Source organism: Microbacterium sp. ISL-59 (assembly GCF_018613945.1).
Taxonomy (GTDB): Bacteria; Actinomycetota; Actinomycetes; order Actinomycetales; family Microbacteriaceae; genus Microbacterium; species Microbacterium oxydans_B.
Genome location: NZ_JAGGPG010000002.1, coordinates 569,734 through 591,802 on the forward strand (window position 1 = coordinate 569,734; position 22,069 = coordinate 591,802).

Below are 22,069 nucleotides of genomic sequence, written 5' to 3' on the forward strand. Positions count from 1 at the left end.
GTCACCGCTGTCGGGCTCCCAGCGACGCGCCGTTGACGGGGAGTCGCGATACCGAGGCGATATCTGCCGGCACCGGGACCCCTGCGGACGCGCGGGTAGCGAGCAGCATGAACTCGCCGTTGACGACGCTCGCCCCTTCGACGAACTGCGATCGCCGGTCGTGACCGGTCGCCGCGGTGAACGCCGCAAGCGTGTCGGCTACCGTCGGGTCCTTCGACACCGCGCCTCGGGACCATGCCGAGAACCATCTCGGTGTGCCCGGCGCCGTGCGGTGATACAGGTTGCCGTCGATACTCGACACCATCTGCGCGCCGGTGAACCTCAGCGAGTAGTCCTGCACACACACGAGGCAGTTGCCCGCGCTCTCCGCGATGACATTGTTCGATACCACCGTGTTGCGCACGGTCCACGGCGCCAGCGGCGCGTATCTCGTCCGGGGGTCGTGACCCGCGGCGTTCGGATCGGAGGCGCTGCGCGCATCCTGCCCGATGCTGATGTTGCGGTTCGCGTTGCCGACGAAGGTGTTGTTCCAGATCTTCACGTTGCCGGAGTTGAGCACGAAGAGACCGAAGTCACCGTTGCGCGCGATGATGTTGTCGGCGACGATCGCCCGCTCGGACAGCTCGACCATGACACCATGACCGGTGTTGCCGATCACGTCGTTGCCGGTGAAGGCGATGTCGATGACGGACTCGTCGAACCACGGTCCCCGCCCGTTGTTCGCGGTGAAGGCACTGTCGGACACCGTCACCTTCTGCGTTCGCGTGACCTTGAAGGCGCCCGAGACCGGAGAGTGGTTGAAGCCCTCGGAGTTGTTCCCGGTGGAGAGCATCTGCGTCACCTTGAGCCCGTCGGCCTGCGAGGCTCCTCCGCCGAGCAGCCCGTTGCCGATCAGCGACACCCGATTCAGCGTGGTCCGCGGAGACCACGAGTAGAAGCCCGTCGTCGAGTTGTCACGGATCGTCACGTCGGTGAGCGACACGTCGGCGGCAGCCGCGATCACCGTGCCCATCTCGGGAACGGTGGTGGCGTACCGGCGAACGCCGATCCCACGGATCGCCGTACCGGCCGAACGGATCGAGAGCGCCTGTGTGAGCACGCTCGCCTCGACGGGTTTGCCCGTCGGGTTCGTGCCGATCACGAGTCGCTTCGCCGCGTCATCCACGAAGAACGTCCCGGCCTTGACCTGCGCCGCGGTGGCGACCTGGCGCAGCTGCACGCCCGCCACCCAGACCTGGTCCGGGTGGGCGGCCATCGGACGCTCCGGGTTCACGAAGCGCCACTCGGCCTGCGTGTTGTCGGGAGCGCCCTTGGTGTAGGTCGGGCTCGAGTCGAGCTTCGTCGTCCAGCCGTCGACGACCCAGGTGCTCCCTGATGCCTTCCACCCCGTGACGGACTTCGCGCCGTCGAGCCAGACCGCCTCGTTCGACGCCGGCTGGATGGTGACCTTCTTCTGCGGGGGGATCACGATCTGCTCGTGATACGTGCCGCCACGCAGAACGATGGTCCCGCCATTCGGGACCAGACGCAGGGCGGCGCCGATCGTCTTGACCGGCGAGTTCTTGGTGCCGGCAGCGCCGTCCGAGCCCGCGGGAGCAGCGTAGATCGCCGTCGCCGGGGCGTCGTAGGAGAGCGAGCCCGGGACTCGTGCACCCGGCTCACCGCGCACACCTGCCGGAGTCGCGGGAGTGACGGGCCCGGGAGCCGGTGCCGGAGCGGGCGCCGGTGCGGGTGCCGGAGCAGGCGCCGGTGCGGGGGTCGGTGCCGGTGGACGCGTGGGGGCCGGAGCAGGGGCCGGCGCCGGAGCACCAGTGGCGGTGGCGCGGATGTCATCGATGCCGACGGGTACCGCCGACTTCGCCCCGGACGAGGTGTAGAGCGCGAAAGCGTAGCCACCCGGCTTCTGCAGGCGCGCGGAGGATGCATCCGAGTGCGAGACCTGCCACGCCGACGGCTCTGCGGCACCCGAGACCCATGCCTTCGCCGAGAGGGCGACGGGGTTCGTGCCGGTCACTCGGAATGCGACGTCCAGCGAGGTCCCACTCTTCACGGTCAGCGGAAGGCGACGCTCGGCGAGGTTCTGAACCCCGGTGAGGTCGGTGAGTCGGACGACGGACACGTAGGCCGAGCCATCGGGGTGCACGCGCACCCGCACTCCGTACGAGTCCTTCCCCGAGACCCGGACAGCCTGTGCCAGGTAGAGCGGCCCACCGACGGGGAGCTTCGGGATGGAGAGCGAGAACCGGCTGTCGACGTCGGCAGCCGAGACTCCGGCCACGGTCGCCCGGGCGGTGATCCCGGGTTTGCGGCTCGCCAGGAGAGCCACATCTCCGGTGACGCTGGAGGCGCCTTCGGTGACGCGCCACGCGCCGACCGCCGAGGAACCCCATCCGGAGCCGACCGTGCGGTCCATGTCGTCGTCGATGACGGGGGCAGGAGCCGCCGCCGCCGGGCGCGCCGCTCCCTGCGCCAGGTCTGCCGACGCGGATGCCGGAACCGACGTCAGCGCGGCTGTGACTCCCAACACGGCGGCGAGAGCACCCGCGAGCGCTCGTCGGCGGTGTTGTCGGGGCTGGCGGGAGGTCTTTCGGGATGAGGCGAGCTCAAGGAACGGAAAGGACATATGTCACCGTTTTCTGGGGCAGGTTCAACGATCAACCAGCACCTCGCCGCTGTTTACACCCCGGCGGTGAAGTGCGAGTCCCCCTCGCAACTCATGAAGAGTAACCGGCTCAGGAGGCAAAGACAAACGGGCACCGCCTTCCGACCGATATACGCCATGATGGCGTGAACCCCGGTCAGCGGTCAATCGCTGTAGTACTCGCTGCGATGTCTATCGGGTCGGGCCCTGTTCAGCACCGTCCCGAGAATGCGGGCACCACCGGACTCGAGCGACTTGATGCTCTTCGTCAGCGCGGCACGGCGCGTCTTGGTCGCATCGACGACGAGGATGACTCCGTCGGTCTGGGTGGCGAAGAGGTTCGCATCCGCAACGCTCAGCGTGGGGGGAGAGTCGATAACGACGTAGTCGTACTCGGCTGCGGCGAAATCGAGCAGCTGCGCCATGCGCGACGACGTGAGCAGTTCGGCCGGGTTGGGAGGCACCGTGCCGGCGGGCAGGATGTCCAGCGTGCTGTCGGCGACGCTGTGCTTGGCCACCTCGAACTCGACCTCGTCGAGCAGCACGCTCGTGAGACCGATGGACCCATCGATACCGGCGTGCTCGTGCGCGCGGGGGCGGCGCATGTCGGCGTCGATCAGCAGCACGGAGTTGCGGAGGCCCGCGAGTGTCATGGCCAGGTTCACCGACACCGTCGACTTGCCCTCGGCCGGCATGCCCGACGTGACCAGGAGCACCTTCACACGCGACGACACATTCGCGTACGCGAGCGCGGAGCGGATGCGGCGGAATTCCTCCGACGTGTGCCCCAGCGGCTCCTGCGCCACGGCGATGCCGCGAGTCGCCAGAAGCGGGGACTTCGACACGACACCCAGCACGGGGTCGCCCCCTGCTTGCGTGAGCGACTCCTCGTTGCGCACACGGGTGTCGAGCACCCCGATCAGGATGGCGACGGCGAGGCCGAGCACCCCGCCGAGGAAGCCGCCGAGAAGGGCATCGCGAGGCTTGCTCGGGGTGAACTGGAACTCCGGCACGACTGCGTCGTCGATGACCTGCGCCGTGATCGTGGACTCGCCCTGCGGATCCTTGGGAGCCACGTCCTTGACGGCGACGATGAGCTGGTCTGCGACGGCGTTCGCCAGGTCTGCCGAGGCGTCTGCATTGTCGGCGATGCCGGTGATGCGGAGCGTGACCGTGCTCTGCGGGATCGACACCTCGATGTCACGGGCCAAAGCGTGTGGCGTGGTGTCGAGGTCGAGTTCTTCGATGACGGGCTCGAGCACGCGCGAGCTGGTGGCGAGCTGGGCGAACGACAGCATCTGGCTCTGCGTGTACACCGATCCCTGGTTGAGGTCGGAGGCGCTGGTTCCCTGGTTGAGGGCGAAGTACAGCGAGGTCGTCGCCTGGAAGAGCGGCGTCTGCAGGGACGCATATCCGTATGACCCCGCCGCCCCGAGAACGGCGGACAGCACGATCAGCCACCAGAACTTGCGCAACGAGCTCACGATGACGCGCAGACTGACCCGGCTCTCGCCCATGGTTCCCCATTCCCCCTGAGATTTCGATTCTAGATGAGTCAACGTTTCGGCATCCTCACCCTTGTGGATGCGACGCCCTGGCACCTTGCGGCAGCCGCAGCCCCTCCGGCGGGCCGATGTCGACGCCCGCGGCCTCGTCATCGGCCCCTCCGAGCATCGCCGAGTCTCTCGCCCAGGTGATGGCCAGGCCGACGCAGAACCAGAGGAACATGCTGTACTGCGTGATGAGGGCGACCACCACCAGGCTCGGAAGCTGTCCGACGACCGCGAGCGCTGCGGGGCTTCGCGTCGAACGCCTCAGTGCCATCCACGCCGCGCAGACGACGGCAGCCATGATGAGGAAGGTCGGCACGTACCCGTACCGCAGCAGGGTGAGGACGAGTGCGTTGTCGACGGATCTGGCGAAGTAGCCGAGGTAGTAATCGCCCGAGACCAGGGAATGCCAGTCGCCCGGGTTGCCGAAGACCTGCACCTGTTCGAGGAGCACGAGCAGGTCCGTCCGATAGTCCGCGCTACCGCCCGCCTCTTCCCCCGCTGCTCCGAAGACCGTATCGATGATGGGGATGACGATGGCCGTTCCGACCGCACCGGCCACGGCGACGGTCGCCCGGAACCGGGTGGAGACCCCAGCGATCAGGAATGTGGAGAGGATGAGCGTGAGCACGAGCGTCAGGAGTCCCACGCGACTGAAGGTGAGGACCGTCGCCACCGCGATGATCACCACCCCGCTGATCTTCGGGGCGAGCCGCCACCTGGTCGCGACGACGAACGCCGACGACATGGCCAGGGCTGCGCCGAGCGCGATCGAATGCCCGAAAGCGCCCTCCGCCCTCAGCACTCCCCCGCGCTCCTGCAGCGGGCTCCAGGTGTCGTAGATGACCCCCGACCCCGGGATGAGCACGAACGGGTTGAACGAAGTGAAGAACTCCACGACGGCGAGGGTCGCGGCGACCACGGCGACGATCGCGATGGTCGAGGTCACCCATGCGGTGCCGACCCGGGCGAGCACCACGCGGCCCCAGATATAGGGGATCACCCATTCGAGCAGTGCGGCGACGAGGGACGCGAGGTCCACGGAGCCGAAGGCGTACAGGCCGACGGTGACGATGATGAACACCGCCACCCACGCGTCGGCCGCCCGCAGCGGGACGATCGACCAGTTGACGACGATCAGCAGCGCTGTGAGGAGCGTGATCGCGGCCCAATAGAAGCCGATGCTCACCCCCACCCAGAGGGGGACGAAGAAGAGCACGCACGCCCAGACGACGAATGCCGCTCGAGGCATCATCCGGAGCACGAGAACGACGAGGGCCAGTGCGGCGAGACCTCCGACTGCGAGGAGCACGATCGGAACAGCAGTGGCCATGCGTCAGGATCCTACTCGGGGGTGGTGGCGCGGAACGAATCTCATGAGCCTGTCCTCCCCGCCGGTGTCACCGGGTGCTATGCGCTCGGGCCGCAGTCAATATGTAACACGTCAGCACCCACGAACAAGTGAGGCGCGCCCTCGTCCGCCGGCGCGTGAGCACCGACGGACGGGAGCGCACCTCACGTGCGCCGCGTCGCTCCGCTACGGGGCGGTCACCCGGAACGAGTCGAAGGAGACACCGAGTGCCGCCGTCGCGCTCCCCGAGCGGTTGCCGCTCAGGCCGACCGAACCGGCCCCCTGCAACGGCGTCGCATCCGTCGCGTTGAGCTGCCAGTTCGCCGGCTCCGTGCCACCCGACGCCCAGATCTTCGCCGAGATCGCCGTCGGCGACGTGCCGGTGACGGAGACCTTCAACGTGTAGGAAGTGTTCGCCGTGAAGGCGAGCCCTGACACGGGCTGCGTCAGCAGCACGGTGCCGTCGCGGTGAGCCACGAGCCAGATGGTCCCGTCAGGACGGAGCCATGCCCGGACCAGGTACTTGCCTGCGGCCGACTGACGCGCGATGACTCCGATGTACGCGCCGCCCGCTGCCGGGGCCTGATCGACGCGGAACTGCGTCTGAAGGACGGTGTCGGTGATCGAGGTCGTGTTGAGTGTCGCGTGGCGGGTGTCCCCGGCGATCAGAGCCATCTTGCCCTGGCCGTCCGCCACGGTGGCCGCTGCCTGCGAGCCGCCGGCGATCGTCCAGGCACCGCCCACGACCGCGCTGCCCCAGCCGGGGCCGGAGGTCCGCTCGAACTCGTCGCCTGCCAACGGAGCGGGCTCGGGCTCGGGATCCGGGTCGACAGGAGCCGCGGCGACCGTGACCTGCTTGGTCGCGGTGTGCGTCGCCCCCTTGTTGTCTGTCACGGTGAGCGTCACGGTGTAGGTTCCGGCTGCGGCGTAGGTACGGGAGCTGGTCGCACCCGTGCCCGTGGAGCCGTCGCCGAAGTTCCAGGCGTAGGAAGCGATGGTGCCATCCGAATCCGTCGACGCGGTGCCGTCGACGTTGGCCGTCAACGCCGTCGCGGTCGCCGAGAAGGCGGCCACCGGTGCGACGTTGGTGGGCTCGGGCTCCGGCTCGGGATCCGGCACCACGGCGCCGAGGTTCTTCAGCGTGAAGTCGTCGAAGCTCGCGAGGTTGGTGCCGGTCGCCGTGCCGGAACGGTACGAGTACACGGTGGGCGCTCCCGCGACCTGGAGGGCCGGAGTCGCGTCCGTCGTCGACAGCTGCCAGCTGGCGGGCTCTGCGGCTCCGCCCGCCCACAGCTTGGCGCGGATGGTGGTGGTCGTCGAACCGGTCGTCTCCATCGCCAGGTTGAACGTGCTTCCCGCTGTCCACGTGAGACCTGCGACAGCGGTGCTGGCGATCGCCGTGCCGTTGCGCTGGATCACGAGCCAGGAGCTGCCGTCGGCGCGGTGCCATGCGAGTGCGCGGTAGCCGTTGGAGCCGGACCGACGTGCGCCGAGCCCTTCATAGGCGACACCCGTCGACGGCCCGGAGGACAGCGTGTAGCTGATCCGTGCCGAGGTGTCGAGCAGAGACGTGCCCTGCAGGAGCATCTCGCGGGTCTCACCCGGCGTGAGGTTGACCTTGCCCACTCCGTCGCCGACGGAGGTGACAGCGGCGGAACCGCTCATGGGCGCCCACGTGCCACCGGCATCGGCTGCACCCCAGCCGCTCGAGACCACACGGCCGAACGAGTCGGATGCCGCGAAGACCTGAGCCTGCGTCGTCACGGACTTCGTGACGCTCGCCGACCCGCCGAGGCTGTCGGTCACCGTCAGGGTGATGTCATGTGCACCCGCCTGGCTGTACGTGTGACCGGCGGTGGCTCCCGAACCAGCGGGAGTACTGTCGCCCCAGTTCCAGGAGTAGGACAGCGTCGCCCCGTCAGAGGCACTCGACCCGGCCGCCGAGACGTTCACGGTCATGCCCGAAGCCGTCGACGTGAACGTCGCGACCGGATCTGCGTGAGTGGTGACCGCCTGACGCGTGGTCGTCGCGGTGCCGCCCCGGTTGTCCGTGACCGTCAGGGTCACCGTGCGCGTTCCCGCCGTGGCGTACACGTGGCTGGCGACCTGGCCGGTCGACGTCGTTCCGTCACCCCAGTTCCATGCGTACGAGGAGATGGTGCCATCGGAATCGGTGGATGCGGACGCATCCGCGGAGACCGAGAGTCCCGTCCCGGTGACCTCGAAGGACGCTGTCGGCAGCACGTTCGCCGCCTGGACCACGACCGGCTTCTCCGTCGTCGCGGCCAGCCCGTTGCTGTCCGTGACGGTGAGCTTCGCCGTGTAGGTTCCGGAAGCCGCATACGTGTGCGAAGCCGTCGCTCCGGAGCCCGCCGGCGACTCGTCTCCGAAGTCCCACTGGTAGTCGGTGATCGTCGCGGAGCCGGCCGGAGCCGAGGCGGCGGCGTCGAAGGCCACATCGAGATCCGTCGCGGTCGCCGTGAAGGACGCGGTCGGTGCCTGGAAGCCCTTGCCGACGCCGTAGTGCGTCTGCACCTGGGCCGATGTCAGCGCGAACGGGTAGACGGCGACCTCGTCGAGCGCTCCCTTGAAGTACTTGGAGCTCGGTGCCGAAGGCCAGCTGCTGAGGTTGTCCCCGCCGATGCGCCAGTAACCGAGGTAGTTCTCCGCGCTGGTGCCGGAGGCGTCGGAGGCGACGAGCGTGCCGTCGACGTACAGCTTCATCCCCGCAGAGCTCTGCGTCGCCACGGCATGGTGCCAGGCGTTGTTGTTCAGGGCCGTGCTGTTCTGAATCGTCCGAGTGCTCCCGTCATAGGCGCCGAAGACGAGCCGACCGTTGTTGGTCATGTAGAGGTGACGGTCGTAGCTGGTGGAGTCGCCGGAGGCGGCGCTCCCGTAGCCGATCAGCTTTCCACCGGTGGTGGAGTTGGTCTTGAACCACAGCTCGGTCGAGTACTCGGAGGGTGCGGCGACCTTGTTCGTCGTCGCGACGCGTCCCGTGGAGGTACCGGTGAATGTCGATGCTCCCGTCGCGGTGTTCGCGACGCCGGACGTGGATGTCGTGACACCCGAGCCGAAGACGGGCGTGTTCGTACCGGCCCAGTCCTGCGGGGAGTTACCCAGCGGGTAGTAGAGCTGCGGCGCGTCGGCGGTCACGGCATCCACGTACGTGGATGCTGCCCCTGCCGTCACCGTCGCGCTGACGGCCTGGCTGCTCACCGCGTTCCCGTTGCCGTCCTTCGCGACGACGGTGTACTCCTGCTGAGTTCCGGGAGGCGCCGTCTTGTCTTCGAGGCTGATCGTGGGGCGGTTCCACCAGGTCGCGTCGGCCGTCAGAGTGGCGACCGGCGTCGCGGTGCCCGTGCGTCGCAGCTCGTACGTGAGCGTCAGATCGTCACGATCCCAGTTCGAGGGGATCGAGACGCGCACGCGACCGGGGATGAAGGACTGCGCGGTGGCGGTCCAGTTCGCTCCGGAGAGACGCGGACCGTCCTTCGCTCCGCCCGGAGGCGTCGTCGAGAAGCGCACGAGGCCCTCGAAGCGCCCGTTGTTGACCGAGCGGAACTCTCCGCCGATCGAGATCATGTTGCCCGCTCCGGTGATGGAGAGGCCGGCCTGCCCCATGCCCGTCGTCACACCGACAGCCCAGTCGGGCGTCCAGGCGTAACCGGACGGCGCCGGTGTACCGGCCCAGTTCTTGTAGGTGCTGCCGGCCGCGGGCTGGTTCCCCAGCGTGCCGCGGGCGTCGGCCGTGTAAGCCTCGGAGTAGCGGTGCGTGCGCGGGTTCTGCTCGGGGTGCATGCCCATCGTGCCGCAGGCGTGCGTGTGGCTCGTCGTGTACACGACCTTGCCCGTGGAGTAGACGCCGTAGTGGTCGCCGAGGCAGTCGGAGATCCAGCGCACCTGGCCGGTCCCGGCCTCTGCCGCGAACGTCCCTTCCAGGTTTCCGGTGGCGGCGTCGGCATACACCCAGCCGGTGCCGTACACGGCGTTGGCATCGGCGGCCAGGCCGAAGATGCCGGCCTTGCCGGAGTTGGCGCCGGTGATCGAACCGTTCTTGACGGTCTGCGGGAGCGCCCAGGCGGTGTCGACGGCACCCGTCGTCTTGTCGAGCGCGACGGTGCCGCGCATCGCCAGGTTGCCGTTGACCTGCGAGAAGCGACCGGCGGCGATGACGTTCTGCCCTGCCGGGTCCATCACCATCGCGTCGACCTGGAGGTCGCTCTGCGGTGCCCAGCTCAGCAGGGCGCCGTTGGCGGCGTTGAAGCCGGCGAGGTTCTTGCGGGCCGTGCCGTTGCCCTGCGTGAACAGACCACCGACGTAGACACTCGAACCGGATGTGGCCAAGGCATAGACGCCCGTGCCGCCGATCGACGGGTTGAACCCCGGCACCAGCTGGCCGGTCGCCGCATCCAGGGCGGCGAAGTTCCAGCGCGCCTGTCCGTTGACCGAGCTGAACGACCCGCCGATGTAGATGCGACTGCCGTCGGGCGAGGCCGCGACCGCCTTGATCACGCCGTTCACCTGCGGCGCGAACGACAGCAGCTGGCCCGTGTTGATGTCATAGGCGAGGACGTTCGACCGCGCGGTCAGACTCGTGCCCGGGACCGCCAGAGGCGCGCGCGCATTGTCGAACTTGCCGACCGCGTACACGGTCGAGCCGATCGTCGTCTGCGCCCAGACGTAGCCGTTGTCGATCTGGACCGTCGGAATCGGATCCGACGTCACGACGTTGTCGTCCCGCTGCAGCAGCGGCGGCGGAGACACGTCGGCAGCCGAAGCGGCCTGTGCCCCCAGCGTCGTCATCCCCGCGACCAGCAACGCTGCTGTCACGACAGAAGCCAGCGCTCCCAGCGCCCGCTTCGTGATTGTTGTGTTCCCCATTAGTGACTCCCCAGCCGCAGAACGTTCTTGAGTATGAAATTGCGAAAGTGCGATGAAAGATCGGTGCGCGACAGCGCGCTCATTGTCAGGACAGCGTGCCGGCGAAGGTCGCCACCGGCTCGCCCGCGGCGTAGTTGACGCTGATCTTCACGGAGCGCCCCTTCGTCGGATCGAGCATGAAGACGTAGGTCCCGGTGGCCTTCGCGCCGGCGGCCAGATCGCCCGTCAGCGGCTTGTTCGGCCCCGCGGTCGTGCCGACCCCGATATCTCCGTCGTCCGTCGTCAGACTGACGACGGCGGATTCGACGCTCTGCGCCCGCTTCGAGTCGTTGGACACGGAGACGGCGACCACGACGGCCGGACCGGCGTACTCGCCCGGCGTCTCCGGCTTGACGGTCATGGTCGAGATCTTGTCGATCGTGACGACCATGTCGGTCGACAGGGCGATCGGCTCGTCGAGCGCTCCGCTCTCCTCCGTCAGTGACGGCGCCTCAGTGGGCCCTGCGGCCTCATCCTCGGCAGGCGGCGTCCAGTCCGTGGTGCTGGTGCCCTCGGGCGTCGGCGACTCGGAAGCGTCGGGGGCTGCGGTGCAGCCTGCCGTCACGAGTGCGAGCGCCACCAGAGGCGCGATGAACATCGCGCGTCTCGAGCGCGAAGTGCCGTCCCCACGACGGCATGATGAAACATTGAACACTGCAGCTCCCCAGAACCCAGATCCCCATTCCGAAGCCCCCTCGGCCTCGGTCCCCACCGCGCAGAACGCGGCATCGGCTAATGATAGTGCGGGGAGCGGGAAACCACAAGGGTTCGCTCAGGATGCGTGCCGTCGGTGCCCGCCGAGCTGGGCGAGGATCGTCGCCGTCGACGACTGCACCTCGGCGAGGGTCTCGCGGTGGCCCCGGCTGCCGTGCCGGTCGGCGATGCTCGCCGGATCGGCGGATCCTCGGTTTCCGAAGAGACGTCGGATCCTGCTCCCGACTCCGTCACTGCTGGCGAGCGGCACCGCCCGGGACCGCGCTCGATCCAGATACGCGACGTAGTCCGCCACGCGGTCGGGTCCTGTCGAGGAGAATCCCGTTCCGAGATGGGCGGCTTCCTTGAGCGTGAACATCCAGTCGCGCGAGCGCGGCGCGAGCCGCACCAGCTCGCCGCGGATGTCCCGCGATGCAGTGAGGATCAGGGTCGACTGCTCGATGAGGTCGATGGTCACCGGCCGCGCATGGTGGGACTGCGCCTGTTCGCGCCATCCCTCGTCATCGTGGAGCGACGAGACCAGCGTGCAGATCGCATCACCCTCGGTCGCGCGGACGCCCGCACTGCTGACCGATATCGATGAGTCCTCCCCGAGTCCCCGTCGCAAGGCGAGCTCCGCCAACGGCGACCGGCAGACGTTCGCGGCGCACACGACCAGGATCTTCTCACCGGTCATGCGTCGGCACCGAGCCTTCCGATCTCGCGGAACCATTTGACCGCGGCGAGCGCGAGGAACAGGACCGCGGCGGCGCACAGCAGGCCGTAGCCGATGAGGAACGCCGGCGTCCACCCCCACAGCACGAAGACGAGGCAGACCAGACCGAAGTCAGTCGGCAACAGGATGAGCGATCGCACGAGCGTGCCCCCGCCGCGCTCGTGGGTCGACGCCACCGCGTGCTTGCCCTTGAGCAAGTCGTTGAGGAGCATCCCCGAGAAGGTCGTCGAAGCGACGATGCTGAACACGATCGGGATCAACAGCAGCACCGGTGTCTCCGGGAGGACCCGGTAGAGACCGATCAGCACCCCGAGGTGGAGGGATGCGATCTTGAGGGTGTCGATGAAGTGGTCGAGCCATTCGCCCTGCGGACTGCCTCCGCCACGCAGACGCGCGACCTGGCCGTCGGCGGAGTCCCAGGCGTAGCCGAGCACGAGCAGCACCGCGATCAGGAAGCCCATGGGCACGTTCACGGGTCCGAACGCGATGAGTCCGATCGCGACGAAGGAGTGCACCGCACTGATGATCGAGACCTGGTTCGGCGTGAGCCCGATGCGGTAGGCGACGGCGGCGAGGACTCGTCCGATCCGTCGGTTCACGTACACGGAGTACGCGGGGGCGCCACGTGCATGGCCCTTCTGCGCGCGCGCGAGACGTCGGTATGCGTCTACGACCATTTCCTGCCCTTCCGATCGGTCCCCTGGGTGCGTGCGATCCGTCGAGCCTCTCGCACCCCGCGAAGGTAGGCGCGGATCGGAGCGGCCGACTGGATCAGCTGACGGCGTCCGCCGCGGAGGATCACCTCGCGGGCTGTTCGCGGGATCGAGCGGCGCCAGCGCCGCACGCCCGCATCATCGAGGTGACGCACCGCGAAGAGCATCCGGTTCCGGATGTTGTAGTAGTAGTAGGTCTCGGATTTCGCCCGCGAGACCTGGGGATCGGCGCGCTGCGTGCCCCCCTCGTCGTGCACCGCACTCGCGTCTTCGACGAGCGCCAGCGATCCGCCGGCCGACACGACCTTCCGCGAGAAGTCGACATCCTCCCAATAGAGGAAGTAGTCGTCGTCGAATCCTCCGGCGAGCTCCCAGACCTCACGCGTGATCCACAGGCATGCACCGCTCAGCCAGGGTTCGAAAGGCTGCGGATCACCCGTCACGCGCTTGCGTCGTGCGCGCATCGTGCCGTCGTCGAGCAGGAGGTCGATACCGGCGAACCACGTGCGTCCGTCGGAGTCGGAGATCACCGGTGACGCGAGTGTCTTCCGGGAAGCCGCGGTGGCGGATTGCAGTCGGCGCAGCGACTCGCGGTCGATGTGCGCATCCGGGTTGATGACCAGGACGTCGGTCGCCCCGTCGGCGAGCGCGCGCTCCACGCCGATGTTCACACCGCCGCCGAAGCCCGTGTTGGACTCGGGGGCGATCAGCACCCACTCGTTCGCCCGCGCGACGTCTTCCGCGGCTCGACGCTCGTCAGCGGTGGACCAGTTGTCGACCACGATCACCGTCGCGCCCGGGTCGATCGTCCGCGCCTCGCGCGCGACGACCACCAGATTGCGCTGCAGAAGCTTCGCCGAGGCGTAGTTCACGACCACCACGGCGAGCCGACCGTGCTCGGTTGACACGCGATTCTCTCCCCCCGGATCCGCATCGCGGATCACCTCGGGTCGCCGGCCGAATTCCCCAGAGTCGCGACCGACGTCGACTCCCAGGAGAACGACTATACGCGAGAGACGCCTCCGGGCATGGGCTTCAGGGCGATCACGGTACGATGAGGCCCGCGCCGGAGTGAAGGCGCGAGACTGCCATGGGGATGGTGCGGATGACCAGGGGACCGGAATCGAGCGACATGATCGCAGTGACGATCGGCATACCCACCTACCGGAGGCCGGACCTCCTGGAGGCACTGCTTCGCACCCTGCCGTCGCGCATCGCTGAATGCGCCGACCTCGGTCTCGACATCGACGTGCTCGTCGTCGACAACGACCCGGAAGGGTCGGCACGCGAGGTGGCCACCGGCACAGAGCTCCCTGTTCGCTACGTGGTCGAGCCGACGGCGGGGATCGTCGCCGCTCGCAACCGGATCCTCGACGAATGCGGCGATCGCGACCTCCTCGCCTTCATCGACGACGACGAGATCCCGCGAGAAGCCTGGCTCTCCTCTCTCCTCACGGTCTGGCGCGAGCAGGGAGCCGACGCGGTGATGGGACGGGTCATCTCCGTCTTCGACGAGGACGTCGATCCCTGGCTGCTCGCCTCCGGCACGTTCCGGCGACCGCCGAGGAAGACGGGCACGGTTCTGCAGGTCGCGGCCGCGGGGAACCTCCTGCTCGACCTCCGCTCCATCCGCCGGCTCGGCCTGCGCTTCGATCCGTCGCTGGGGCTCGGCGGCGGTGAAGACACCCTGTTCTCCCGGCAGCTGGCTCAGCGCGGCGGCCTGATCGTCTGGTGCAACGAGTCCGAGACCGAAGACCTCGTCGTCGCCGCGCGACTCAGCCGGGCGTGGGCGGCGCAGCGTGCCTTCAGCTCGGCGAACGCCGGCACCCGGATCCAGTTGCAGCTCACCGAGGGGCGGGCGCGACGAGGGGTCCTGCGCGTTCGCGCCCTGGTCGGCGGTGTCGCCAGGATCATCGTCGGCGGTCTGCGACGAGCCTTCGGCGCGCTGACCCGCAACATCACCCACCACGCCAGAGGCACGCGCCTCGTGCACCGAGGTCGCGGCACGATCGCGGCCGCTCTCGGTCGCCGCTACGACGAGTACCGTCGCCCATCGGAGGATGACACCACCATGACCGAGACCGCTTCCACCATCCGCGTGATGCAGTCACTCGGCGCGCCGCGTGCGACGACGAACCCGTACAACAAGATGCTCGACGAGGCTCTGGGGTCCACCGAGGGGCTCGAGCGACTGCGCTTCTCGTGGGGCACGGCGCTCTTCGGGCGCTACGACGCCTTCCACTGGCACTGGCCGGAGGCCAAGCTGCACGGCTCGACCTGGTGGAAGTCCACCGGGAAGTTCCTCCTCACCACCGCGCTCGTCTTCCGGCACCGCCTCTCGCGGCGGATCGCCGTGGTGCGGACGGTGCACAACATCGAGCTCCCCGACGACAACGCGCCACGGTTGTGGCTGCTGCGCTCCATCGATCGCCACACCGACTACCGGATCGTCATCAACGAGACGACGCCGCTCCCGCCGGGGACGCCGCACAGCCTGATCCTGCACGGGCACTACCGCGACTGGTACGCGAAATTCCCGGCGGCCGAGCGGGTGCCCGGTCGACTCGGATCATTCGGCGGGGTGCGCCGCTACAAGGGCCTGGAAGGGTTCATCGACGCCTACGCGGAGGCCGTCACGACCGAGCCGATGCTGAGCCTGAAGATCGGCGGGCGCCCGTCCACCCCCGAGCTCGGCGACGACTTGAGGGCGCGGACCGCGGGCCTTCCCGGCGTCGAGCTGCACCTCGACTTCCTGACCGATGCCGAACTCGTCCAGCTCGCGACCTCGTCCGAGCTCATCGTGCTGGCGTACCGGTTCATGCACAACTCGGGCAGTGTGCTCGCCGCCCTGTCGATGGCGCGCCCGGTACTGGTGCCGCGCAACGAGGCGAACGAGGCGCTGGCGCGCGAAGTGGGCGCCGCGTGGGTGCTCATGTACGACGGGGACCTCGATGCGCCCACGGTCGTCGAGGCCTGGCGCGCCGCATCGACGCTGACCGGGTCACCCGACCTCTCCCGACGCGAGTGGGCCGATGCCGGCCGTGCGCACCGGGACGCGTTCCGCGAAGGCGTCGCCCTCAAGCGTCGGCACCGCTGAGCGGCATCGAGCCACGGCGTCGGAGCGCGTCCACCCCGATCACACCTCGTCCAGCAGTCCCTGCACGAGGGCCGCGACCATGGTCTGCGTCGTGAAGCTGCGCTCCACCTCGGCCCTGCCGTTCCGCCCGAGTTCGGCTGCGCGCTGCGGGTCCTCGAGCAGCCTCAGCATGGCATCCGCGAGCTTCTCCGCATCCCCCGGAGGCACGAGGTGTCCGGTGTGCCCCTCGCTCACGTACTGACTCATGCCGGGCGTGTCCGAGACGACGACCGGGCGGGCGGTCGCGAGCGCTTCCAGCGCAACCGTCATCCCCGAGGCGTGCAGGTTCGGCCTGGTCGGGACGACGATGACACTGGCGGTCGCATAGAGATCTCGAAGCTGCGCGTGCGGCATGTGCCGCACCACCCGAACCCCCTCGGGCGGTGCGAGATCAGAAGAGGTCTGCACCACGACCTCTGTCTCCGGCCGCGCGGCGAGCACGCGTGCGAGCGCCGCGTAGAGCGTCGCCGGATCGCGGTCACGGTCGTTGCCGACACTGACGATCCGCTGCTGCGTCGGGAAGGGCTGCGCGCCGAAGAAGTCGCTGTCGATGCCGAACGGGATCGGGAAGACCCGCGGACCCCGGTTCCCCAGCAGGCGCCGGAGCGGGTCGACCTGCGCTTCGCTGAGCACCCACGCCGACTCGGCCCCGCTCAGCATCGAGAGCAGGCGGGTCGGAGTGGATCCGGCCTGCGCCATGTCGGTGAGCCAGATGACCCCGGTGGCGTAGCGGACGAGGGGATGGAGGATCTGCAGACGATACGCGGTGTTCTCGTCCCACGTCACGGCCAGGCCCTCGACGGGGCGAGGTCCGATGCCCAGCCGCGCTCGCACACGAGCGACACGACCGGGCGGCGGGAGATCGACCACCTCCACGGCCGCATGATCACGCAGCGCATCCAGCCCGTAGGGCCAGACGCTCGGGACCTCTCCCCTGGCATGGCTCCGCTCCCAGGCCGGTACCGACTGTTCGGCACGATGAGCCCAGGTGAGAGACAGCGAGGCACCACCCTCGGATTCCACGAGCCAACTATGGACCTCCGCGCAACTCCTGACAAGGATCGGTTTCGGCAGCGCACGCGCCGAGCTCGGCACCGCGGGTGTCACAGCATCCTCTCGCCCTGCGACGAGGGGACCCGGTAGAGTCGGACGTACGACTGTGGGGGTCGTCGGACGGCAGGGGATGGCCGTCCCTTCTGTGACGCCACCATGGACATCGACGTTTTCACGAGGGGGATCATGAAGGGCATCATTCTGGCGGGCGGTTCGGGCACGCGACTGCATCCGATCACACTGGGGGTCTCGAAGCAGCTCATCCCGGTCTACGACAAGCCGATGGTCTACTACCCGCTGTCGACGCTGATGCTCGCCGGGATCCGCGACATCCTCGTCATCACCACGCCCCACGACGCCGCCCACTTCGAACGGCTCCTCGGAGACGGCTCGCAGTTCGGCATCTCGCTGACGTTCGCCCAGCAGGAGTCGCCCGACGGGCTCGCGCAGGCCTTCACGATCGGTGCGGACTTCATCGGCGACGACAGCGTCGCCCTCGTCCTCGGCGACAACCTGCTCTACGGCCCCGGCCTGGGCACGCAGCTCAAGCGCTTCGCCGACATCGACGGTGGCGCGGTCTTCGCCTACTGGGTCGCCGAGCCCGAGGCGTACGGCGTCGTCGCGTTCGACGACGACGGCCAGGCGATCTCGCTCGAGGAGAAGCCGAAGAACCCGAAGAGCAACTATGCCGTGCCCGGTCTGTACTTCTACGACAACGACGTGATCGAGATCGCCCGCAACCTGGCTCCCAGCGCGCGCGGCGAGTACGAGATCACCGACGTCAACCGCGAATACCTCGAGCGCGGCAAGCTCCAGGTCGAGGTGCTGCCGCGCGGCACCGCCTGGCTCGACACCGGGACGTTCGACCAGATGACGGATGCCGCCGACTACGTGCGCACGATGGAGCGCCGCACCGGCATGAAGATCGGTGTGCCCGAAGAGGTGGCCTGGCGGCAGGGCTTCCTCGACGACGACGAACTTCGCGCGCGTGCCGAGGCGCTCGTGAAGTCGGGCTACGGCTCCTACCTGCTCGAGCTCCTGGAACGAGGAAAGCGATGACCCGGCTGCTCGTGACCGGCGGCGCCGGCTTCATCGGATCGAATTTCGTGCACCATGTCGTGGCGCATACCGACGCGCACGTGACCGTGCTCGACAAGCTGACCTATGCGGGCAACCGCGCGTCGCTCGCCGGCCTCCCCGCCGACCGCGTCGAACTCGTCGAGGGCGACATCGCCGACGCCGAGCTCGTCGACGCGCTGTTCGCGAAGGCCGACGCCGTCGTGCACTATGCGGCGGAGTCGCACAACGACAACTCGCTGCACGACCCGCGACCGTTCCTCGACACGAACATCATCGGCACCTACACGCTGCTCGAGGCCGCGCGCCGGCACGAGCGCCGCTTCCACCACATCTCGACCGACGAGGTGTACGGCGACCTCGAACTCGACGACCCGCAGCGCTTCACCGAGAACACGCCGTACAACCCCTCGTCGCCGTACTCGTCGACGAAGGCCGGCAGCGATCTGCTGGTGCGCGCCTGGGTGCGGTCGTTCGGAGTGCAGGCGACGATCTCGAACTGCTCGAACAACTACGGTCCGTACCAGCACGTCGAGAAGTTCATCCCGCGCCAGATCACCAACGTGCTGCGCGGCATCCGCCCGAAGCTCTACGGCGCGGGCCAGAACGTGCGCGACTGGATCCATGCCGACGACCACTCCTCGGCCGTGCTCACGATCCTCGACAAGGGCGAGATCGGTGAGACGTACCTGATCGGTGCCGACGGCGAGAAGGACAACAAGTCGGTCGTCGAGCTCATCCTCACGCAGATGGGGCAGCCGGCGGACGCCTACGACCACGTGACCGATCGCGCGGGCCACGACCTGCGCTACGCGATCGACTCCACGAAACTCCGCACCGAGCTGGGCTGGGCGCCGCAGTTCTCCGACTTCGAGTCCGGCCTCTCCTCGACCATCGACTGGTACCGGGAGAACGAGGACTGGTGGGCACCGGCCAAGGATGCGACCGAGTCGTTCTACGCGGCGAAGGGCCAGTGATGACGGAGTTCGGCAAGGCGCTCACGGTCACCGAGACGCCGATCCCCGGCCTGCTCGTCGTCGACCTGCCGGTGCACGGGGATTCGCGCGGCTGGTTCAAGGAGAACTGGCAGCGCGAGAAGATGGTCGCCGCCGGCCTCCCCGACTTCGGACCGGTGCAGAACAACATCTCCTTCAACGATGAGGTCGGCACCACGCGCGGCATCCATGCGGAGCCCTGGGACAAGTGGGTCTCGGTCGCCACCGGGAAGATCTTCGGGGCGTGGGTCGATCTTCGCGCGGGCGAGACGTTCGGCACGGTCTTCACGACGGAGATCGATCCGTCGCGCGCGATCCTGGTCCCCCGTGGCGTCGGCAACTCGTACCAGACGCTCGAGGCGGACACGGCCTACACCTACCTCGTCAACGACCACTGGTCGCCCGACGCCGAGTACTCGTTCCTGAACCTCGCGGATGAGACCGCCGCCATCGCGTGGCCGATCCCGCTCGCCGACGTCGAGGTGTCACCCAAGGACCTCGCGCACCCCCGCCTCGCCGACGTGACGCCGATCGGACCGAAGAAGATCCTCGTCCTCGGCGGCGCGGGACAGCTCGGACTCGCCCTGCGCGACGCCGAGCACGTGGAGTACACGACCCGGGACACGCTCGACCTGCGGGCCGACGACCTGGCCACGGCGCGGCGATGGCGCGACTATCGCGCGATCATCAATGCTGCGGCCTACACCGCGGTCGATCTCGCCGAGACCGACGAGGGGCGCGGTGACGCCTGGTCGTCGAACGTCACCGGCGTGACGGCGCTCGCGCGCATCGCCGCCGAGAACGGCATCACGCTCGTGCACGTCTCCAGCGACTACGTGTTCGACGGCACGAAGGCGGGCCCGTACACGGAGTCCGATCCGGTGCGCCCGCTCGGGGTCTACGGCCAGACGAAGGCCGCCGGCGACGCCGTGGTCGCGACGGTGCCGCGGCACTACATCGTCCGCACGTCGTGGGTCATCGGCGAGGGACGGAACTTCGTGCGCACGATGGCCTCGCTCGCCGAGCGGGGCATCTCTCCGCGGGTCGTCGGCGATCAGATCGGGCGCCTGACCTTCACCGAAGACCTCGCCGCGGCGATCCTGCACCTGCTGTCGACCTCCGCGCCCTACGGCGTCTACAACGTGACCGGCGGCGGAGAGTCGCGCTCGTGGGCCGACATCGCGCGCGCGGTCTACCGCCTGACCGGGCATGACCCGTCGGGCGTGACCGACGTGACCACGACGGAGTACTTCGCAGACCAGGCCGGCCCGGTCGCTCCGCGTCCGCTCAACAGCGTGCTGGACCTCGGCCGCATCCAGGCGACGGGATGGACACCGCGGGACGCGGATGCCGCCCTCGAGGCGTACCTCGCCGCGAGCAGCTAGAGCTCGCCCGGCTTCATCGCCTCGGCATCGATCGCGCGGATGACGCGCAGGGCGGCGGTGTCCGTCGGCGGTTCGGCGGCGGCGTCGTCGCCCTTGCGTCGCCGCTGCGGTGCGTACACGACGAGCGAGTGGAACAGGAACCGGGCGAAGAACGCCACGATCAACGAGAGCGCCGTCGCGAGCACGCTCGAGATGTGCCAGGACTCGACCATCAGCGCCATCACCGGGATGCGCAGCGCGGCCTCGACGTTGTTGAACGCGAACGAGCTGGCGAAGCGGATGCCGAGGGCGCGAGCATCCGTGCGCATGTCGGCGAACACGAACCGCTCCTGCAGCAGGAAGTTGCCGATGATCGTGACCTCGGCGCCGATGATCGCGGCCCAGACGTAGGGCACGCCCGTGGCGGTGAGCGCCCACATGATCCCGAGGTTCGCGGCCGCGCCGATCACGCCGATGAGCGCGAACAGCGACATCTTCCCGAAGCGCAGCCGGGCGAGGTGCGCGATGAAGGTCGCCCCCTGGCGCAGGCTCGCCTTCGAGGTGCCGTGCCGGCGCTCCGCGAACTCCATCGGCACCTCGGCGATGCGCAGATCGTTGCGCGCGAGGATCTCGAGAAGGATCTTGAAACCCTGCGGCTGGAGCGCCGTGAGGTCGAGCCGACGGCGGTCGACCAGGAAGAACCCGGTCATCGGGTCGGTGCTGCGTGCGAGACGGAGGGGGAACATCGCCCTGGTCAGCCAGGTCGCCACGCGGGAGACGCCGAAGCGCACCGCCGTGCCGAGCCCGCTGGTGTCGCCGCCGCCGATGTAGCGCGACGCCGCCACCACGTCGGCATCCCCGGCGGCGTGACGCTCCAGCAGCACGGGGAGCAGTTCCGGCGGGTGCTGCAGGTCGCCGTCCATCACGACGCAGACATCGGATGCCGCGGCCTCGAGTCCGACCACCACGGCCCCGCCCAGTCCGTTCGTGTTCTCGGTGCGATGGATGACCCGCACGGGGATCGATGCGTCGACCGCGACCCGTTCGATCTCGGCGGCGGTGTCGTCGGTGCTGTCGTCGACGAACAGGATCTCGGCGTCCCACCCGGCGAGCGCGGCGGCGGTTCGGGCGACGAGCTCGGCGACGTTCTCGCGTTCGTTGAACGTCGGCACGATGACCGTCACCGGTGTCCCCACGTCAGCCCCCTGTTCCGCGCACGCACCACGTGCGGCCTCCATCGTTCCATGGGTTGCTGTGGGGAATGAAACTCGGACCTGCTAGACTGTCGAACCGCGGCTGTGGGAGTCGCGAAGCGGATGGGGATCCGCTTCTGGGGAATTACTGATCTGGGGAGATCATGGGGACGCGTATCGGCTATGCCGTTGGTGCTTTCGACCTGTTTCACGTCGGGCATCTGAATCTACTTCGTCACGCCAAGCAGCACTGCGACATTCTGATCGCAGGCGTCGTCAGCGACGAGATGCTGCGCCAGGTGAAGGGCATCGAGCCCGTCATCCCGACGGCGGAGCGTGCGGAGATCGTGAAGCACATCTCGTTCGTCGACGACGTCTACGTGGAGACCACGCCGTCGAAGATGGACTCGTGGCGCGACGTGCAGTTCACGCACTTCTTCAAGGGCGACGACTGGCGCGGCACCGACAAGGGGCTGCGTCTGGAGAGCGAGTTCGCCGAGGTGGGTGTCGAGGTCGTGTACTTCCCGTACACGGCGCACACGTCGAGCTCGTCGCTGCGCCGCGCCCTCGACGCGATCACCGCGGGCGCGAACGCCCCCGCGATGGCCGCGAGTCGCTGACACCACCGACCGCGCGTCGGCTCG

The 22,069-nt window shown here is 68.5% G+C and carries 15 protein-coding genes; 5 read left to right on the forward strand and 10 right to left on the reverse strand.

Annotated elements, in window-relative coordinates:
* Position 1: 1 nt before the first annotated feature.
* The 8 genes from J7E45_RS06950 to J7E45_RS06985 form a co-directional block, all read right to left on the reverse strand.
* The gene (locus J7E45_RS06950; RefSeq protein WP_308162071.1) at positions 2–2,527 is read right to left on the reverse strand and encodes a right-handed parallel beta-helix repeat-containing protein; all 2,526 of its coding nucleotides are present in this window, start codon (positions 2,525–2,527) and stop codon (positions 2–4) included.
* A gap of 278 nt (positions 2,528–2,805) precedes the next feature.
* Entirely contained in the window at positions 2,806–4,158 is a 1,353-nt protein-coding gene (locus J7E45_RS06955) for a polysaccharide biosynthesis tyrosine autokinase (protein WP_215068085.1), read from the reverse strand.
* Positions 4,159–4,213: 55 nt separating this feature from the next.
* Positions 4,214–5,524, reverse strand: a complete 1,311-nt coding sequence (locus J7E45_RS06960) for a hypothetical protein (protein ID WP_215068087.1) — start codon at positions 5,522–5,524, stop codon at positions 4,214–4,216.
* Positions 5,525–5,728: 204 nt separating this feature from the next.
* Entirely contained in the window at positions 5,729–10,426 is a 4,698-nt protein-coding gene (locus tag J7E45_RS06965) for a PKD domain-containing protein (RefSeq protein WP_251053496.1), read from the reverse strand.
* Between the two features lie 85 nt (positions 10,427–10,511).
* Positions 10,512–11,063: a DUF4352 domain-containing protein gene (locus J7E45_RS06970; protein ID WP_205828738.1), complete on the reverse strand. Its 552-nt coding sequence runs from the start codon at positions 11,061–11,063 to the stop codon at positions 10,512–10,514.
* A 174-nt stretch (positions 11,064–11,237) separates the two neighbouring features.
* Positions 11,238–11,855 carry a hypothetical protein gene (locus J7E45_RS06975; protein ID WP_215068089.1) on the reverse strand — a complete coding sequence of 206 codons (618 nt, stop codon included), beginning with the start codon at positions 11,853–11,855 and terminating at the stop codon, positions 11,238–11,240.
* Positions 11,852–12,571 (reverse strand): CDP-alcohol phosphatidyltransferase family protein, encoded by a 720-nt coding sequence (locus J7E45_RS06980; protein WP_167632947.1) that lies wholly within the window; start codon positions 12,569–12,571, stop codon positions 11,852–11,854. Before J7E45_RS06980 ends, J7E45_RS06975 begins: the two co-directional genes overlap by 4 nt.
* Positions 12,562–13,515 carry a glycosyltransferase family 2 protein gene (locus J7E45_RS06985; RefSeq protein ID WP_308162072.1) on the reverse strand — a complete coding sequence of 318 codons (954 nt, stop codon included), beginning with the start codon at positions 13,513–13,515 and terminating at the stop codon, positions 12,562–12,564. The genes J7E45_RS06980 and J7E45_RS06985 overlap by 10 nt, the downstream gene beginning before the upstream one ends.
* 197 nt (positions 13,516–13,712) lie before the next feature.
* Here J7E45_RS06985 and J7E45_RS17915 point away from each other — a divergent pair, with 197 nt between their 5' ends.
* Positions 13,713–15,704, forward strand: coding sequence for a glycosyltransferase (locus tag J7E45_RS17915; protein ID WP_251053498.1), 1,992 nt, complete (start codon positions 13,713–13,715; stop codon positions 15,702–15,704).
* Between the two features lie 39 nt (positions 15,705–15,743).
* On the opposite strand, the gene J7E45_RS07000 is transcribed toward J7E45_RS17915, so the two are convergent.
* On the reverse strand, positions 15,744–16,766 hold the full coding sequence (locus tag J7E45_RS07000; protein ID WP_215068091.1) for a glycosyltransferase family 4 protein: 1,023 nt from the start codon (positions 16,764–16,766) through the stop codon (positions 15,744–15,746).
* A 216-nt stretch (positions 16,767–16,982) separates the two neighbouring features.
* Between J7E45_RS07000 and rfbA the strand changes: the two genes are divergently transcribed.
* From rfbA to J7E45_RS07015, 3 genes are read left to right on the forward strand one after another with little or no spacing between them, the layout of a single operon-like run.
* Positions 16,983–17,855: a glucose-1-phosphate thymidylyltransferase RfbA gene (rfbA, locus tag J7E45_RS07005; RefSeq protein ID WP_215068093.1), complete on the forward strand. Its 873-nt coding sequence runs from the start codon at positions 16,983–16,985 to the stop codon at positions 17,853–17,855.
* Positions 17,852–18,850, forward strand: a complete 999-nt coding sequence (gene rfbB, locus J7E45_RS07010) for a dTDP-glucose 4,6-dehydratase (RefSeq protein ID WP_215068095.1) — start codon at positions 17,852–17,854, stop codon at positions 18,848–18,850. The genes rfbA and rfbB overlap by 4 nt, the downstream gene beginning before the upstream one ends.
* Positions 18,850–20,253 carry a sugar nucleotide-binding protein gene (locus J7E45_RS07015; RefSeq protein WP_215068097.1) on the forward strand — a complete coding sequence of 468 codons (1,404 nt, stop codon included), beginning with the start codon at positions 18,850–18,852 and terminating at the stop codon, positions 20,251–20,253. The genes rfbB and J7E45_RS07015 overlap by 1 nt, the downstream gene beginning before the upstream one ends.
* Here the strand turns inward: J7E45_RS07015 and J7E45_RS07020 are convergent.
* A complete protein-coding gene (locus J7E45_RS07020; RefSeq protein WP_215068099.1) occupies positions 20,250–21,470 on the reverse strand; it encodes a glycosyltransferase family 2 protein in 1,221 nt (406 codons plus the stop codon). The two genes, J7E45_RS07015 and J7E45_RS07020, sit on opposite strands and share 4 nt — an antisense overlap.
* Before the next feature lie 119 nt (positions 21,471–21,589).
* Here J7E45_RS07020 and J7E45_RS07025 point away from each other — a divergent pair, with 119 nt between their 5' ends.
* Complete coding sequence (locus J7E45_RS07025) at positions 21,590–22,045, forward strand: adenylyltransferase/cytidyltransferase family protein (protein ID WP_091035818.1); 456 nt, start codon at positions 21,590–21,592, stop codon at positions 22,043–22,045.
* Positions 22,046–22,069 lie beyond the last annotated feature (24 nt).

What these genes read in the sequence shown, in the direction of transcription:
- J7E45_RS06955 (WP_215068085.1), bottom strand. Translation starts at nt 4,158, where the DNA reads ATGGGCGAGAGCCGGGTCAGTCTGCGCGTCATCGTGAGCTCGTTGCGC.
- J7E45_RS06960 (WP_215068087.1), bottom strand. Translation starts at nt 5,524, where the DNA reads ATGGCCACTGCTGTTCCGATCGTGCTCCTCGCAGTCGGAGGTCTCGCC.
- J7E45_RS06965 (WP_251053496.1), bottom strand. Translation starts at nt 10,426, where the DNA reads ATGGGGAACACAACAATCACGAAGCGGGCGCTGGGAGCGCTGGCTTCT.
- J7E45_RS06970 (WP_205828738.1), bottom strand. Translation starts at nt 11,063, where the DNA reads ATGTTCATCGCGCCTCTGGTGGCGCTCGCACTCGTGACGGCAGGCTGC.
- J7E45_RS06975 (WP_215068089.1), bottom strand. Translation starts at nt 11,855, where the DNA reads ATGACCGGTGAGAAGATCCTGGTCGTGTGCGCCGCGAACGTCTGCCGG.
- J7E45_RS06980 (WP_167632947.1), bottom strand. Translation starts at nt 12,571, where the DNA reads ATGGTCGTAGACGCATACCGACGTCTCGCGCGCGCGCAGAAGGGCCAT.
- J7E45_RS17915 (WP_251053498.1), top strand. Translation starts at nt 13,713, where the DNA reads ATGACCAGGGGACCGGAATCGAGCGACATGATCGCAGTGACGATCGGC.
- rfbA (WP_215068093.1), top strand. Translation starts at nt 16,983, where the DNA reads ATGAAGGGCATCATTCTGGCGGGCGGTTCGGGCACGCGACTGCATCCG.
- rfbB (WP_215068095.1), top strand. Translation starts at nt 17,852, where the DNA reads ATGACCCGGCTGCTCGTGACCGGCGGCGCCGGCTTCATCGGATCGAAT.
- J7E45_RS07015 (WP_215068097.1), top strand. Translation starts at nt 18,850, where the DNA reads ATGACGGAGTTCGGCAAGGCGCTCACGGTCACCGAGACGCCGATCCCC.
- J7E45_RS07020 (WP_215068099.1), bottom strand. Translation starts at nt 21,470, where the DNA reads ATGGAGGCCGCACGTGGTGCGTGCGCGGAACAGGGGGCTGACGTGGGG.
- J7E45_RS07025 (WP_091035818.1), top strand. Translation starts at nt 21,590, where the DNA reads ATGGGGACGCGTATCGGCTATGCCGTTGGTGCTTTCGACCTGTTTCAC.